This is a genomic window from Streptomyces sp. NPDC048560 (genome assembly GCF_040650955.1).
GTDB lineage: Bacteria > Actinomycetota > Actinomycetes > Streptomycetales > Streptomycetaceae > Streptomyces.
Window position 1 is genome coordinate 721697 of the sequence record NZ_JBEZIJ010000001.1, and the last position, 16099, is coordinate 737795.

12 protein-coding genes are annotated in these 16099 nt (G+C 70.5%); 9 read left to right on the plus strand and 3 right to left on the minus strand.

The features are described 5' to 3' along the window. The first annotated feature begins 76 nt into the window (after positions 1-76). Entirely contained in the window at positions 77-1405 is a 1329-nt protein-coding gene (locus tag AB0C82_RS03150) for an MFS transporter (protein WP_362837007.1), read from the plus strand. A 40-nt stretch (positions 1406-1445) separates the two neighbouring features. Here AB0C82_RS03150 and AB0C82_RS03155 read toward each other — a convergent pair whose 3' ends face one another. Next, positions 1446-2981 (minus strand): ricin-type beta-trefoil lectin domain protein, encoded by a 1536-nt coding sequence (locus AB0C82_RS03155; RefSeq protein ID WP_362835719.1) that lies wholly within the window; start codon positions 2979-2981, stop codon positions 1446-1448. Between the two features lie 106 nt (positions 2982-3087). On the opposite strand from AB0C82_RS03155, the gene AB0C82_RS03160 reads away from it, so the two are divergent. The 3 genes from AB0C82_RS03160 (at position 3088) to AB0C82_RS03170 (ending at position 7471) form a co-directional block, all read left to right on the plus strand. Further along, on the plus strand, positions 3088-4503 hold the full coding sequence (locus tag AB0C82_RS03160; protein ID WP_362835721.1) for a class II fumarate hydratase: 1416 nt from the start codon (positions 3088-3090) through the stop codon (positions 4501-4503). A gap of 44 nt (positions 4504-4547) precedes the next feature. Further along, on the plus strand, positions 4548-5243 hold the full coding sequence (locus AB0C82_RS03165) for a DUF402 domain-containing protein (RefSeq protein ID WP_362835723.1): 696 nt from the start codon (positions 4548-4550) through the stop codon (positions 5241-5243). A gap of 296 nt (positions 5244-5539) precedes the next feature. Continuing rightward, positions 5540-7471 (plus strand): ATP-binding SpoIIE family protein phosphatase, encoded by a 1932-nt coding sequence (locus AB0C82_RS03170; RefSeq protein ID WP_362835725.1) that lies wholly within the window; start codon positions 5540-5542, stop codon positions 7469-7471. 113 nt (positions 7472-7584) lie between these two features. On the opposite strand, the gene AB0C82_RS03175 is transcribed toward AB0C82_RS03170, so the two are convergent. Next, positions 7585-9819, minus strand: a complete 2235-nt coding sequence (locus AB0C82_RS03175; RefSeq protein ID WP_362835727.1) for a transglycosylase domain-containing protein — start codon at positions 9817-9819, stop codon at positions 7585-7587. A gap of 308 nt (positions 9820-10127) precedes the next feature. On the opposite strand from AB0C82_RS03175, the gene AB0C82_RS03180 reads away from it, so the two are divergent. From AB0C82_RS03180 to AB0C82_RS03190, 3 genes are all read left to right on the plus strand, one after another. Continuing rightward, complete coding sequence (locus AB0C82_RS03180; RefSeq protein ID WP_362835729.1) at positions 10128-10649, plus strand: PadR family transcriptional regulator; 522 nt, start codon at positions 10128-10130, stop codon at positions 10647-10649. Beyond that, positions 10646-11332 carry an ABC transporter ATP-binding protein gene (locus AB0C82_RS03185; protein WP_362835731.1) on the plus strand — a complete coding sequence of 229 codons (687 nt, stop codon included), beginning with the start codon at positions 10646-10648 and terminating at the stop codon, positions 11330-11332. The genes AB0C82_RS03180 and AB0C82_RS03185 overlap by 4 nt, the downstream gene beginning before the upstream one ends. 83 nt (positions 11333-11415) lie before the next feature. Continuing rightward, entirely contained in the window at positions 11416-13737 is a 2322-nt protein-coding gene (locus tag AB0C82_RS03190) for an FtsX-like permease family protein (RefSeq protein WP_362837009.1), read from the plus strand. A 16-nt stretch (positions 13738-13753) separates the two neighbouring features. Here AB0C82_RS03190 and AB0C82_RS03195 read toward each other — a convergent pair whose 3' ends face one another. Further along, entirely contained in the window at positions 13754-14737 is a 984-nt protein-coding gene (locus AB0C82_RS03195; protein ID WP_362835733.1) for a hydrogen peroxide-inducible genes activator, read from the minus strand. A 218-nt stretch (positions 14738-14955) separates the two neighbouring features. Here AB0C82_RS03195 and AB0C82_RS03200 point away from each other — a divergent pair, with 218 nt between their 5' ends. Both AB0C82_RS03200 and AB0C82_RS03205 read left to right on the plus strand, forming a co-directional pair. Further along, positions 14956-15510 (plus strand): peroxiredoxin, encoded by a 555-nt coding sequence (locus AB0C82_RS03200; RefSeq protein WP_362835735.1) that lies wholly within the window; start codon positions 14956-14958, stop codon positions 15508-15510. 12 nt (positions 15511-15522) lie between these two features. Further along, positions 15523-16056 carry an alkyl hydroperoxide reductase gene (locus AB0C82_RS03205; RefSeq protein WP_362835737.1) on the plus strand — a complete coding sequence of 178 codons (534 nt, stop codon included), beginning with the start codon at positions 15523-15525 and terminating at the stop codon, positions 16054-16056. Positions 16057-16099 lie beyond the last annotated feature (43 nt).

Sequence of the window (16099 nt, forward strand, 5' to 3'; positions counted from 1 at the left end):
CAGCCGGTCGGACGCACGGGGCCACGGAACGGACGGCGGAGCGGACGGGGCGGCACGTTCCGAACGGCGATTTCGAATCCTCGTCGCCGGATACGCGGTCTCTTCGTACGGCACCTTCCTGAATATGGTGGCGCTCAATCTGTTCGTCTATGCGACGACGGGCAGAGCGCTCGCCATGGGGCTGTTCATGGCGGTGCGGCTGGCTTCCGGATTCGTCGCCGGGCTGACGGCCGGCGGGCTGCTCGCGCGTTTTCCGGCGAAGAGCATCATGCTCTGGACGAATTCGGCGCAGGCTGCCGTGATGCTGCTGCTGATCGTGGCACCCGACGGGCTGCGGACAGCGGCGCTGACAGCCGTCTCGGTGGTGACCGGCGCGTGCGGGACGCTCTTCACGGTGTCGCTGCGCAGCTCCATTCCCGAGATGGTCGGCGCGGACCGCAGGGCGTGGGCGAACTCCCTCTCCATCACGGGGCGTTCGCTGGCGATGGTGGCCGGTTTCGCATCGGCCGGTGTGGTGGTGTCCCTGGCGGGATACACAGCGGCCTTCGTGGTCGACATGGCGACCTTCGTGGTCTGCGCGGTGACGGTGGCTCTGCTGCCGGTCGCGGCGGACCGCGGAGGCCGGGACGCATCGCCGGATTCGGAGGGGGATTCCGGCGAGCGTACTGAAGAGGGGCCGGCCGGTCGGCCGGCGGGGGGCGCGGCGGCGCGCGGAAGGACGGGACGACGGCGTACGCCGGTCGCGTTCCTCGCGCAGGCCGCCGCGCCCGGCCTGGGGCTCATGGTGGCCCTGCGCGGAGTGGACGCCTTCGGCTCGTCCTCGCACAACGCGGCGCTGCCGGTGTATTCGAGCAGCCTCGACGCGGCGGACCCCGCCGTGTTCGTGAGCGCTTTCTGGTGTCTGTGGGCGCTGGGCAACATCGCCGCCCAACAGGTGATCCAGCGGTACACGCGACGCGCGGGACGGACCGTCGGGGCGCTGGGCTTCGGCTACGGGACGATTCTGATGTCCTCGGCCTTCATCCTCGCGTTCGCCAGCTTCCCGCATGCCGCGACGGCCGTGATCGCGCTGGTCGCCGGAGCCGCGGACGGGCTCACCGAGGTCTCGTACACCTCTCATCTCCAGACGCTGCCGAGTGTTCTGCGCGGCCATGTATTCGGGCTCTCGGCGACCGTCGAGAATCTCGGCTTCGGCGTCGGCATGATCCTGGTCGCCGCCGCTCTCGACGGGCACAGCCCTCTGACGGTCGTCGCGTGGTCCCACGGGGCGGCCGTCCTGGTCGCCCTGGCGTACGTGCTCCGGGTGGCCCGACCGCGAGAGGCCGGGGTGCGGGCGCCAGGGGGCCGTAGGGCTACGGGTCGCAAGGAAGCCGGTGACAGCGTGGAGCGCGGCGGAGGGGGATGACCGCACCTCTTCGGCCATCCCCCTCCTCCCTGCCGCCGGACTACGCGAAGCGCTGCGAGGCACCGCCGTCGCACGCCTGGAGTCTCAGCGGGTCCTTCGCCGAGGCGAGCGTCAGGCAGAGGCCGGTCGCGGCGGCCGGACGCAAGGTGCCCGACTCCTTCACGAACTTCTGGTTCGCCGCACCGGAGCAGTCCCACAGCAGCAGCGTGGCGCCTGCCCTGTACTCCCCGCGCGGCACGTCCAGACAACGGTCGTGGCTGAGTTCCGTACGCACCGTCCGCTCGGCGGCGTCGTACCACCAGTCCTGGTTCCGGCCGCCGTGGCAGTCCCACCCGGCGACCCCGGTGCCGTTACGGGTCACCGACGCGGGGACGTCGACGCACGTACCGGTTGCCTCGTTCCTCAGCGGGGCGAACACGTCGTCCCAGGCGACCGGCTGCAGTGCCGGTCTGCCGGTGCTCGCCGGGTCGGCGCAACTCGCCTCACGGACACCGGAGTTGTACATCTGGGTCAGGCAGGAGGCGAAGGCCCCGTGTCCGGCCAGGTTGGGGTGGAAGGACTGGCGTACCGAATTCGCGTCCGGCAGGCCCGGCTTGGTCACGTCGATGTACAGGCCGCGGGCCCAGGCGCTCTGGGTGCAGACCTCGTGACCGTGGAAGAGGCGGGAGTTGTCGAGGTAGACGGCTCCCGTCGCGGCCGCGGCCCTGCGCATCCCCACCTGGAAGGCGGGTACTGCGGTGTTGCGGCCCCAGACGGTGTCGGAGTCGTATCCCAGACCGCCGCAGACGAGCTTCCCGGGGAAGTCCGGGTTGTCACGGAAGTCGGGTCCGATCGGGCTGGGGTAGCCCATGACGACGAGCTTGTAGTCTCCGGCGGCGTATCCGGCGTCCGTCATGACGGCGCGCAGGTCGCGGACGGTCTGCTCGACCTTGGGGACGAGCGCGTCGACGCGGGCCTGCCAGCCACCCGCGTACTTGGACTCGCAGGGGCCCTGGAGGGTGAGGTAGCGGACGACGCAGTCCGTCATGACCGGCCCGAACTGGAGGTCGTCGTTGGCGCCGGCCACCAGCACGATCATCTTGATACGGGTGTTGCGGGCCTTCACGGCGAGGCTGTCGCTCTGGACGAGCTCGTCGGCGTACTGCTTGGAACCACCGATTCTGATGTTCCCGGTATAGGCCCCGGAGCAGGAGACGTTGTACGTGACGTCCGCCGCGATGCCCGTGCGGTGGATGGCCGCGTCGGGTGAGCGGTGGCACCAGTTGTCCGGGCCGTTGGTGCCGGCCTCGTACGTGCCGACGCCTTCGCCGGAGATCTCGCTGTCGCCGAGCGAGATCAGCCCGGTCTTGCGCTCGGCGAACGGCCGCTCGGCGGGGCTGCCGTACAGCCGGGTGGCTTCCGCGGCCCGGACGGCTTCGAGATCGGGTGGGAGCGGGGTCGATGCGGTAGTGGTGGAACGGGTCTCCGCCGCGCCCGCCGGTCCGGCGACCGCCATGGTGCCGACGGCCACCGCCAGTGCGGCGGTCGCCGCGACCGTACAGCGAAGTGCGCGAAGTCTGTGCCTGGTGCGCCTCATTGCGCCTCCCGGAGTGTGGGGTTACCCCAGGTATTTACTGGCCGGTAGGCGACAAGGGAATACGTAGAACAAGACAAGTGCTCATCTTTTTCAGGAGGTTTTGAACATGGACGGTTCGTCAGACATGAATCCGGACACCGCGCAGTACCGCACCGAGCACGATTCGATGGGCGAGGTGAAGGTCCCCGCGCACGCCAGGTGGCGGGCGCAGACCCAGCGCGCGGTGGAGAACTTCCCCATCTCCGGACAGCGTCTGGAGCGCGCCCACATCGAGGCCCTGGCGCGGATCAAGGCGGCCGCGGCCAAGGTCAACGCGGAGCTCGGGGTCCTCGAACCGGACATCGCGACCGCGATCCGGGAGGCCGCCGCCGAGGTCGCCGACGGCCGCTGGGACGAGCACTTCCCCATCGACGTCTTTCAGACGGGGTCCGGCACCTCCTCCAACATGAACACCAACGAGGTCGTCGCCAGCCTCGCCACCGAGCGCCTGGGACGCGAGGTCCACCCCAACGACCACGTCAACGCCTCGCAGTCCTCCAACGACGTCTTCCCCTCCTCGATCCACATCGCCGCGACCGCCGCCGTCACCGCGGACCTGATCCCCGCGCTCGACCATCTCGCCTCCGCGCTTGAGCGAAAATCAGCCGAATTCGCGGAGGTCGTGAAGTCGGGCCGTACGCACCTGATGGACGCCACCCCGGTCACCCTCGGCCAGGAGTTCGGCGGTTACGCGGCGCAGACGCGGTACGGGGTCGAGCGCCTGCGGTCCGCGCTCCCCCGCCTCGCCGAACTGCCCCTGGGCGGTACGGCTGTGGGCACCGGCATCAACACGCCCCCTGGATTCTCCGCCGCCGTCATCGCCGAAGTGGCCCGTACCACCGGTCTGCCGCTCACCGAGGCCCGGGACCACTTCGAGGCGCAGGGGGCGAGGGACGGACTCGTCGAGACCTCCGGACAGCTCCGTACGATCGCGGTCTCGCTGACGAAGATCTCCAACGATCTGCGCTGGATGGCCTCGGGCCCCCGCACCGGACTGGCCGAAATCAATCTGCCGGACCTCCAGCCGGGCTCGTCGATCATGCCGGGCAAGGTCAATCCGGTGATCCCGGAGGCGGTGCTGATGGTCGCGGCGCAGGTGATGGGCAACGACGCCACGGTCGCCACGGCGGGCGCCGCGGGGAACTTCGAGCTCAACGTCATGCTGCCCGTGATCGCGAAGAACCTGCTGGAGTCGGTACGACTGCTCGCCAACGCCTCCCGGCTCCTCGCCGACCGCACGGTCGACGGCATCACCGCCAACGTGGAACGGGCCCGTATGTACGCGGAATCCTCCCCGTCCGTCGTCACACCACTCAACAAGTACATCGGCTACGAGGAGGCCGCCAAGGTCGCCAAGAAGTCCCTCGCGCAGGGCACGACCATCCGCGAGACGGTCCTGGCCTCGGGGTACGTCGAGCGCGGCGACCTCACCGTGGAACAACTCGACGAGGCCCTGGACGTGTTGCGCATGACCCGCCCGTGACGCGTATCGCAGCGGGCGGGCGGCCGGATCTCTAAGATCTCTTCATGGCAGGTACGGGAGAGGTGCGCTGGGCGCCCGGGGACCAGATCCTCTGGCGCTACCGCGACAACGGTGGCAGTGACCGCGGCAACGGCGACGGGAGCGGCCGGCGTGCCGTGCACATCTGCCGCCCGGTCACCGTCGTACAGGACACCGGCGAGCTGCTCGCCGTCTGGATGGCGCCGGGTACCGAGTGCGTGAGACCGGTCCTCGCCGACGGCACCCAGGTGCACGCCGAGCCGCTCGCCACCCGCTACACGGCGCCGCGCACCACGGTGCGCTCGACGTGGTTCGGCACCGGCGTGCTGAAACTGGCGCGGCCCGGCGACCCCTGGTCGGTGTGGCTGTTCTGGGACCGCGGCTGGGCCTTTCGCAACTGGTACGTGAACCTGGAGGAGCCCCTCGTCCGCTGGTCCGGCGGGGTGGATTCGCAGGATCATTTTCTCGACATCTCCGTGAATCCCGACCGCAGCTGGCGGTGGCTCGACGAGGACGAGTTCGCCCAGGCGCAGCGGGTCGGTCTGATGGACCGGGCCACCGCGGCCCGGGTACGGGAGGCGGGCCGGGCGGCCGTCGAGGTCATCCAGGAGTGGGGGACGCCGTTCCGGGACGGCTGGGAGCACTGGCGGCCGGAGCCGCACTGGCAGGTACCGCCGCTTCCGGATGACTGGGACCGCACCCCGGCCCATATGCCGTCGTGAGATCCTTGGAGCGGCCACAAGTCGACGCACGAACCGTACGAACCGCACGGGCCACCGGGTCCGGAGCGGGACGCACGCTCGCATGAACCACTACGAGGGGGTGGAGACGTGCTCTCGGTCCGCCGTCCCCTCGTGGGAAACGATGTCGCCGTACCCGGTCGCGAGCAGCCGGTTTCGGCCCCGCGCGCCGGGGCATCCGGTGACAGCCGTTGTTCTTACCGCTCTTGCCGGGGCACAGTAGCGCCCCACGAGGTGACTGCCTCATACAACCGGCCCGGACGGACGGAATCCCACGCGTGACGGAGCATCCCACCTCCCACGAAGGCCGGCAGCCCCTCGCGGCCCGGTCTCAGGAGCGCACCCGGCCGCGGCAGCAGGACGCCGCGACGGCAACCCCTGCCACCGCCGCGATCCCCGGACCGGCCGCAGCGCCGAACCCCGGACCCAGCCCCGTACCGCACGCCTCGACCCAGCCGGCCACGGTGGTGGCGGAGAGTCAGGCCGCGGCCCGTCGCGAGGGCGACCGGCTGCGCTTCGTGGGAGCGGCGACCCGCCGCATCGCCCGGGGCATAGACCTCGACGAGATCGTCCTCGGCCTGTGCCGGGCCAGCGTGCCGACGTTCTCCGACGCGATACTCGTCTACCTCCGTGACCCGCTCCCGGTGGGCGACGAGCGTCCCGTCACGCCGTTCGTGCTGCGGCTGCGCCGTACCGACCGGCTGCGTTTAACCGACGAGGAGAACGAGAGCAGCCCGGAGACCGAGCGTCTCCGGCTGCCGGGTGCCGACCCGCAGTCCGACCTCATGCCCGCGGCCGAACTGTGCGAGGTCCGCTCGGGCGGAGCGCTGGCCGAGGTGCTGCGCGGAGTACGTCCCGTCTTCGGGGACTCCGCGGCGGCGCGCGCCGCGCTGCCCGAACTGCTCGGCGCCGGACGGGTCGTACCCACCGGGCACCGCGCGATCCTGGCGCCGCTGCGCGGACGGCGGCGGGTCATCGGCGCGGCCGTCTTCCTGCGCGGAACCGAGCGCCCCGCCTTCGAGGCCAACGACCTTCTGGTCGCTGCCCAGTTGGCGACGCACACCGCGCTGGGCATCGACAAGGCAGTGCTGTACGGCCGCGAGGCGTACATCGCGGACGAGCTCCAGCGCACCATGCTGCCCGACTCGCTGCCGCAGCCGACCGGTGTCCGTCTCGCCTCCCGGTATCTACCGGCTGCCGAGACGGCCAGGGTCGGTGGCGACTGGTACGACGCGATCCCGCTGCCCGGCAGCCGCGTCGCGCTCGTCGTCGGTGACGTCATGGGCCACTCCATGACCTCCGCCGCGATCATGGGTCAGCTGCGCACGACCGCGCAGACCCTGGCCGGGCTCGACCTGCCGCCGCAGGAGGTGCTGCACCACCTGGACGAGCAGGCGCAGCGGCTCGGCAGCGACCGGATGGCGACCTGCCTGTACGCGGTGTACGACCCGGTCGCGCACCGGATCACCATCGCCAACGCCGGCCACCCGCCGCCCGTCCTGCTCCACCTGGGCGGCCGGGCCGAGGTGCTGCGGGTGCCGCCCGGCGCCCCGATCGGTGTCGGCGGTGTCGACTTCGAGGCCGTGGAGCTGGACGCGCCCGCGGGCGCCACGCTCCTGCTGTACACGGACGGTCTGGTGGAGTCCCGGCTGCGGGATGTGTGGACCGGGATCGAGCAACTGCGGGAGCGGCTGGCCGCCACCGCCCGGCTCACCGGCCCCGACCACGCGCCTCCGCTGGAGGCGCTCTGCGACGACGTGCTCGACATGCTCGGCCCGGGCGACCGGGACGACGACATCGCGCTGCTCGCCGCCCGGTTCGACGGGATCGCGCCCAGCGATGTCGCGTACTGGTTCCTGGAACCGGAGAACGAGGCACCCGGCCGGGCCCGCAAGCTGGCCCGCAGGGCGCTCAGCCGGTGGGGCCTGGACGAGCTGTCGGACGAGGTGGAACTGCTGGTCAGCGAGGTGGTCACGAACGCCGTGCGGTACGCGGAGCGGCCGGTGACCCTGCGCCTCCTGCGTACGGACATCCTGCGCTGCGAGGTCGGCGACGACTCCCCGCAGCTGCCCAGGCAGCGGCGGGCCAGGGAGACGGACGAGGGTGGGCGCGGACTGTTCCTGGTGAACCGCCTGGCCAGGCGGTGGGGCGCCACGCGGCTCTCGACCGGCAAGGTCGTGTGGTTCGAGATGTCGACCCGGAGCCAGTAGCCGGCGTTCGTGACACGGAAGGAGGGGTGGTGCCCGCGGGCACCACCCCTCCTTCCGTGTTCACACGTGCTCCGACTTCACGCGCTCGGCTTCACGCGCTCGGCTTCACGCGCTCACTGGCCGAGCAGACTGTCGTCGCCGCGGCCGGGCCGGTCCTCCGGTGGTTCCACCGGGTCGACGGGGTCGGTCGGGTCGGTCGTCGGCCCGGTGGGCGTGGGCGGGGTCGTCTGCGTGGGAGGCGGCTCGGTCGTCGGGCTCTCCGTGACCGGGGGCTCGGTCGGCGACTGGGTCGGCGACTCGGTCTCGGGCGGCTCCGTCTCCTCGGGCGCCTCGCTCGTCGGAGGCGCCGTCGTGGGCTCCTGGGTGACGCCCGATTCGCCGCGCTCGACGTCCTCCAGGTCGAAGGTGCCGGTCGAGCCGCCGTCCAGGGCGGCCAGCGTGTAGTCCGCCCAGATCTTCGCCGGGAAGCCGCCGCCGTTGGCCCGGCCCGAGCTGGCCGTACCGGTCAGGGTGACCTGCTTGCCGCCGTCCTTCGCCTCGCCGTACAGCGCGACGACGGTGCTGAGCTCGGGGGTGTACCCGGCGAACCAGGCGGCCTTGTTGTTCTCGGACGTGCCGGTCTTGCCCGCCGCGTCGTACGCCGTGGTGTCGGCCTCGTGGCCGGACCCGTTGTCCACGACTCCGGTCAGCGCCCGTGTCACGGTGTCCGCGGTCTTGCGGCTGATCGCCTGGCCGCCCGTGCCGTCGACCGGCTGCGCGACGCGGTCCCGGTGCTCGGCCGACTTGATGATGTGCGGGGTGACCTTCCTGCCGTGGTTGTCGAGGGTCGCGAACACCCCGGCCATGTCCCACGTCGAGGCGTTCATGGTGCCCAGGGTGATCGAGGGGACGGCGGGGAATCCCTTGTCCGGCATACCCAGGTCGAGTGCGGTCTGCTTCACGACGGGGGGTGTCACGTCGACGACCATCTGTGCGAAGACGGAGTTGACCGAACGGTCCATCGCCCTCTGGACGCTGATGTCGCCGTAGCTGCGGTCGTCCTCGTTCTGCGGCTTGAACGGGATGTCGCTGCCGACGACGGGACGCCTGCTGGTGCCGTCGTAGACAGTGTCGAGGCCGATCTGCCGGCCGTCCTGGGTCTGTGCCCCGTTCTCCAGCGCGGAGGCCAGCACCAGCGGCTTGAAGGTGGAGGCCGGCTGGTAGTCCCGGCGGGTCGCGTTGGAGACCCAGTGCTCGGTGGCGCTCACGCCGCCGTACAGAGCGACGACCTCGCCGTTCTTCGGATCGACGGAGGTGGCGCCGGCCTGGACCGTGGCGTCGATCTTGTTGCCGTCGCGGTCGAGCTTGGACTCCAGCTGCCGGTCGACCGCCTTCTCCAGCTCCTTCTGACGCTTCTTGTCTATGTTGAGCGTGATCGTCCAGCCGCCCGCCACGCGGGCCTCCTCGGAGACGCCCTGGCGCGCGAGCTCCTGGTTGGCCGCCTCGACGAGGTAACCGGTCTGGCCCTCCATGCCGGGGGCCGCCTTCGGGTCCTGCGGGCGGGTGAACTTCATTCCGGCGCGCTCGGAGCTGTCGAGCCAGCCCTTCTCGACCATGTTGTCGAGCGTGTATCCCCAGCGTTCGGTGACGAGCTTCTTGCCGGTCTTCGAGGCGACCGCCCAGTCGTACTGGCTGGGGGCCTGGAGCAGGGATGCCAGGTACGCGCCCTGGGAGAGGTCGAGATCCTTGGCGTCGACCCCGTAGTAGGCCTGCGCGGCGGCCTGGATTCCGCTCGCCCCGCGGCCGTAGTACGCGGTGTTCATGTACCCGGCGAGGATGTCTTCCTTGCCCATCTTCTGGTCGACCTTGAGCGAGATCACCAGTTCCTTCAGCTTGCGGCTGACGGTCGGGTCCTGCGTCAGGTAGTAGTTCTTCACGTACTGCTGGGTGATCGTCGAACCACCCTGCTTGCCCTTGCCTGACAGCGTGTTGAACAGCCCGCGCGCGGTGCCCTTGAGGTCGACGCCCCGGTCCTGGTAGAAGGTCTTGTTCTCCGCGGCGACGAAGGCGTGCTGGACCTCCTTGGGGACCTCCGCGAGATCCACGATCTCGCGGTTGACCTCCCCCGTGCGGGCCAGCAGGGAGCCGTCGCTGTACTTGTAGACGTTGCTCTGCTTCTTCGCCGTGGCGTTGGCCTCCGGGACGTCCACGTAGACGTAGAGCGCCACGAACACGCCCATGGCCAGCAGGCAGAACCCGAAGAACGTGCCCAGCAGTTTCCGCCAGGTGAAGAGTCCGCGTATGCCGCCGCTCCTCCCGGCCCGGCGCGCTCCTCGCCCCTGGCCTCGTCGCGCATCCGCTCGACCCATCGCTGTAGTGCTCCCGTTTCTCTGCTCGACCGGCTTCGCCATTCCCGCCAGCTAACACCGTCGGGATGGGCGAAATGCAAGCGATCCGGTCTTTTCCGGACGTGACAATCAGCACCTGATTCATTAGGAACCGACTCATGAAGGGCAAGAAGGGTTGCGAGAACCGGCGAATCCACAGGTACTCGCCAGGTGCGGGAGGGGTGCGGGTGGGACGCGGAGGAGCAGGGGAAGCACAGGTTCCGGAATGAGTGAGGGGCACGTCACCCCCGTATGCACCCGGCGTATACACCGCATGTATAGTCCCCGTCATGTCAATCGGTCACACCCTCCTGGGACTCCTCGAGTCCGGCCCCCGCCACGGCTACGACCTCAAGCGCACCTTCGACGAGAAGTTCGGCCACGACCGTCCGCTGCACTACGGACAGGTCTACTCGACGATGTCGCGGCTGCTGAGGAACGGGCTCGTCGTCGTCGACGGGGTCGAGAGCGAGGGCGGTCCGGAGCGCAAGCGGTACGCCATCACCGATGCCGGGATCACGGACGTGGCGGCCTGGCTCGCGCACCCGGAGAAGCCGGAGCCGTACCTCCAGTCGACCCTGTACACCAAGGTCGTCCTGGCCCTGCTCACCGGCCGCAGCGCCGACCGGCTGCTGGACACACAGCGCGCCGAGCACCTGCGCCTGATGCGCGTCCTCACCGACCGCAAGCGCGACGGCGACCTGGCCGACCAGCTGATCTGCGACCACGCGCTCTTCCACCTGGAAGCCGACCTGCGCTGGCTCGAACTGACCGCCGCACGCCTGGACAAGCTCGCGGAGGTGGTCAAGTGACCCCCGCCGGCTCGCTCCTCAGCGCCCACGGCCTCCACAAGACCTACGGCTCGACGGCCGCACTCGACGGCGCGTCCTTCTCCATCCACCCCGGCGAGGTCGTCGCCGTGATGGGCCCCTCCGGCTCCGGCAAGTCCACGCTGCTGCACTGCCTCGCCGGCATCATCACGCCCGACGCGGGAACCATCACGTACGCGGGCCGCGAGCTCTCCGCGATGTCCGACGCCGAGCGCAGCGCCCTGCGCCGCAGCGACTTCGGCTTCGTGTTCCAGTTCGGCCGGCTCGTGCCCGAACTGACCTGCGTCGAGAACGTGGCCCTGCCTCTCCGCCTCGACGGCGTCCGCCGCAAGGCCGCCGAGCGCACGGCACGCGAGTGGATGGAACGCCTGGAGGTCGACGACCTCGCGGACAAGCGGCCGGGCGAGGTCTCCGGCGGCCAGGGCCAGCGCGTCGCCGTGGCCCGCGCCCTGTCCGCCTCACCGAAGGTGGTCTTCGCCGACGAGCCGACCGGCGCCCTGGACTCCCTCAACGGGGAGCGGGTCATGGAACTGCTCACCGAGACCGCCCGCTCCGCCAACGTCGCCGTGGTCCTGGTGACCCACGAGGCCCGCGTCGCCGCCTACTCCGACCGCGACGTCACGGTGCGGGACGGCCGGGCCCGTGACATGGAGTGGTCCACGTGAGCGCGCGGGTCCGGACGGCACCGCCCGGCCAGGAGAAGGCGGCGGCGGACGCACGTCCCCGGCCCTCGCGCACGCGCGCCCTCCTGCGCGAGCTCGGCCTCGGCGTCCGCTTCGCCTCCTCCGGCGGCCGGGAAGGCTGGATACGCACCGCCCTCACCGCGATCGGCGTCGGCCTCGGCGTCGCGCTGCTGCTCGTCGCCTCCTCCGTGCCGCACATGCTGGAGCAGCGGGGAGAGCGCGAGCGCGCCCGTACCGAGCCGAGGATCTCCGTCGACCCCGACACCGCGGCGAAGAAGTCGGACACCTCGGTACTCCGGATCAACGCGGGCACCGAGTACCACGACCGCACCGTCGCGGGCTTCCTCATGCGGGCGGACGGCGCCCACCCGGTCACCCCGCCGGGCGTCGCCACCTTCCCCGCCCCGGACGAGATGCTCGTGTCCCCCGCCCTGGAGGAACTGCTCGCCGCACCGGAGAACCGCCTCCTCAAGGAACGGCTGCCCTACCGGATCACCGGCACCATCTCCGACGCGGGCCTGGTCTCCCCGGGCGAGCTGCTCTTCTACGCGGGCAGCGGCACCCTGACGTCCGGCACGGGCGGACACCGGCTCGACGGGTACGGCGACACCGGCCCCGCCGAACGCGTGCCGCCCCTCCTCGTCCTGCTGGTCATCATCGTCTGCGTGGTGCTCCTCGTCCCGGTGGGCATCTTCATCGCGACGGCCGTGCGCTTCGGCGGCGAACGCCGCGACCAGAGACTCGCCGCGCTGCGCCTGGTCGGTTCGGACATCCGGATGACCCGCCGGATCGCGGCGGGCGAGGCGCTGTTCGGCTCGGTGCTCGGACTGCTGGCCGGCCTCGTCCTGTTCCTGGTGGGACGGCAGTTCGTCGGCCACGTCGAGGTCTGGGACGTCAGCGCCTTCCCGGCCGACCTCGCCCCCGCCCCCGCCCTGTGCGCGCTGACCGCCGTCGCGGTGCCGCTCGTCTCGGTCCTCGTGACGCTGATCGCCATGCGGTCGGTGGTGATCGAGCCGCTCGGCGTCGCACGTGAGGGCCGCGGCCGGGGCCGTCGGCTCTGGTGGCGGCTCCTGCTGCCGGTCGCGGGCGCCGTGGTCCTCGGACTGACGGGCAAGGTCGACGAGGCAACCCCCGTCGATCCCTACCCCATCGCGCTCGGGGCGGTTCTCGTCCTCGTCGGGCTCGCCCTGCTGCTGCCGTGGCTGGTCGACGCCTGCGTGCACCGGCTGCGCGGCGGCCCGGTGCCGTGGCAACTGGCCACCCGCAGGCTCCAGTTGAACGGAGGGGCCGCGACACGGGCCGTCAGCGGGGTGACGGTCGCCGTGGCGGGCGCCGTCGCGCTCCAGATGCTGTTCGCCGCGATGAACGACGACTTCAACCGGGCGACGGGCCAGGACCCCTCACGGGCGCAGTTCGCCCTGTGGTCCGAGAAGGTCAGCGGCGACGCCGCCGCCACGACGCTCACGGAGATGCGGGCCACAAAGGGCGTGGACAAGGTCATCGGCCTGGTCGAGGCGTACGCCACCACGCCGGGCGTGTACAGGGGCGACGCCGTCGAGCCCACCACCTCCGTCTCCATCGGCGACTGCGCGACCCTGCGCGAAGTGGCCCGGATCAGCGACTGCGAGGACGGCGACACCTTCGTCGTGCACCCGGCGAACGACAGGAGGATGTCGGACTGGGTCGACCGGACCGCCCGCAAGGGACGGAAGATCGAGTTCGACACCTCCTCGGGCGCCGGGCCGATGCTCTGGACCCTGCCGGCCGAGACCCGGACCGTCACCACCCGTCCCGACCCGATGGGCGAGAGCCGCTGGGGCATCATGGTGACGCCCGGCGCCCTGGACGCGGGCCTCCTGCCCGAAGCGGCGGTCGTGACGCAGGTCCGGATCGACGAAAGCGTCCCGGACGCCGCCGAGCACGTACGCAACACGGCGGCCCGGATCGATCCCGGAATGCGGGTCGCCACCCTCAACTCGGTGGAACGCGACCGGCAGTACGCCAGCATCCAGACCGGTCTCCAGGTCGGTGCGACCGCCACCCTGCTGCTCATCGCCGCCTCCATGCTGGTCTCCCAGCTGGAACAGCTGCGCGAGCGCAAGCGGCTGCTCTCCGTCCTGGTCGCCTTCGGCACCCGGCGCACCACCCTCGGCTGGTCGGTGCTCTGGCAGACCGCCGTGCCGGTGGTGCTGGGACTGGGGGTGGCGGTCCTGGGCGGACTTGGTCTCGGCGCGATCCTCACGTGGATGATCGCCAAGGAGGTGTCCGACTGGACGCTGTTCCTGCCGATGGCGGGCGCGGGCGCCGGGCTGATCCTCCTGGTGACCCTGCTGTCGCTGCCGCCCCTGTGGCGCATGATGCGCCCGGACGGTCTGCGTACGGAGTGACCTGACCGCACCGCGCTCAACTGCCGGACGGGCCCGCCGACGGGGCCCGTCCGGCGACCCGTACCGGCAGCGACTCCATCTCCTCGCGCAGCGCGTCCGCGAACTCCTCGAACTCCTCGTGCCTGGCCGCCCCCGAGCGCATCGCCAGCGCCACTCGCCGCGAGGGGGCCGGCTCCGCGAAGTACCCCGTCGCCAGAGCCTCGTTGCGGCCCGCCTCCACCGTCACCGCCGTCCTCGGCAGCAGCGTCACACCGAGACCTCCGGCGACCAGCTGCACCAGGGTGGAGAGCCCGGCCGCCGTAGTCGTCACGGGCGCGCCCTGCGTGCGTCCGGCCTCCCGGCAGATGTCCAGGGCCTGGTCACGCAGGCAGTGCCCCTCGTCCAGGAGGAGCAGCGGCAGCTCGCGCAGCGCCTCGCGCGGAATGTCGACGCGCCCGCCCAGCCGGTGCGCCCGCTCCATGACGAGCACGAAGTCCTCGTCGAAGAGCGGGAGTTCGGTCACTCCGGGCACACCGAGCGGTACGGCGAGGAGCAGCAGATCGAGCCGTCCGGCCGCCAGCCCCTCCAGCAGCGAGGAGGTCTGCTCCTCGTGGACCTGGAGGTCCAGCTCCGGATAGCGCCGGTGGACGAGCCGGAGCACGGTCGGCAGGAGATACGGGGCGACGGTCGGGATCACTCCGAGCCTGAGCACCCCGGTGAACGGCGCCCGCACCGCCTCCGCCTCCTCCATGAGGGACCCGACGGCATCCAGCACCACCTGGGTCCGCACCGCCAGCCGCTCCCCGGCGGGCGAGAGCAGCACCTTGCGCGTCGTACGCTCGATGAGCTGGACACCCAGTGCCTCCTCCAGCGCCGACACGGCTCCGGAGAGTGCGGGCTGACTCATCCCGATCGCGGCCGCCGCGTCACGGAAGTGCAGGTGCTCCGCGACGGCGGCGAAGGCGCGCAGCTGCGAGAGGCTGGGCTGTTTGGGCCTGTTGCCCTGGTTCCCCTGGCTCATTGATAGGAACCTCCGATCGTCGCGATCGAGTGTATCCGCCGGGTCTATCAATGAGCCACCTCACAAGGCCCGCCGCAAGCCCGCCACTGATCGAGATGAGCGATCAATGGATGCCACGAAGGCGATTTCCGTGATCAATGCACTCTGTGCCATGGTGGCTTCAGTCCAACCCCCAGGAACCTCCCCAAAAGGGAATTCCTAAGCTGCAAGGAGAGCGCGTGCTCACTGTCGGTGACAAGTTCCCCCAGTTCGACCTGACCGCTTGTGTCTCGCTGGAGGCGGGCAAGGAGTTCGAGCAGATCAACCACAAGACCTACGAGGGTCAGTGGAAGATCGTCTTCGCCTGGCCGAAGGACTTCACCTTCGTGTGCCCCACCGAGATCGCCGCCTTCGGCAAGCTGAACGACGAGTTCGCCGACCGCGACGCCCAGGTCCTCGGCTTCTCCGGTGACTCCGAGTTCGTGCACCACGCCTGGCGCAAGGACCACCCGGACCTGACCGACCTGCCCTTCCCCATGCTGGCCGACTCGAAGCACGAGCTCATGCGTGACCTCGGCATCGAGGGCGAGGACGGCTTCGCCCAGCGCGCCGTCTTCATCGTCGACCCGAACAACGAGATCCAGTTCACGATGGTGACCGCCGGTTCCGTGGGCCGTAACCCCAAGGAGGTCCTGCGGGTCCTCGATGCCCTGCAGACCGACGAGCTGTGCCCCTGCAACTGGACCAAGGGCGAGAACACCCTCGACCCCGTCGCGCTCCTCTCGGGCGAGTGAGCTGACACGATCATGGCTCTCGACGAACTGAAGTCCGCCATACCGGACTTCGCCAAGGACCTGAAGCTGAACCTCGGCTCGGTCATCGGCAACAGCGAACTTCCCCAGCAGCAGCTGTGGGGCACCGTCCTGGCCTGCGCGATCGCCTCGCGCTCGCCGATCGTGCTCCGCGAGCTGGAGCCGGAGGCCAAGGCCAACCTCTCCGCCGAGGCGTACACCGCGGCGAAGTCGGCCGCGGCCGTCATGGCGATGAACAACGTCTTCTACCGGACCCGGCACCTGCTGTCGGACCCGGAGTACGGGACGCTCCGTGCGGGCCTGCGGATGAACGTCATCGGCAAGCCGGGCGTGGAGAAGATCGACTTCGAACTGTGGTCGCTCGCCGTCTCCGCGATCAACGGCTGCGGCCAGTGCCTCGACTCCCACGAGCAGGTGCTGCGCAAGGCCGGCGTGGACCGTGAGACCATTCAGGAAGCCGTCAAGATCGCCTCGGTGATCCAGGCGGTCGGCGTGACCCTCGAATCCGAAGCGGTTCTCGCCGAGTAACACCGCAGTACCCTTGAACGAGAAGGGCCCCGGGGACGACCGA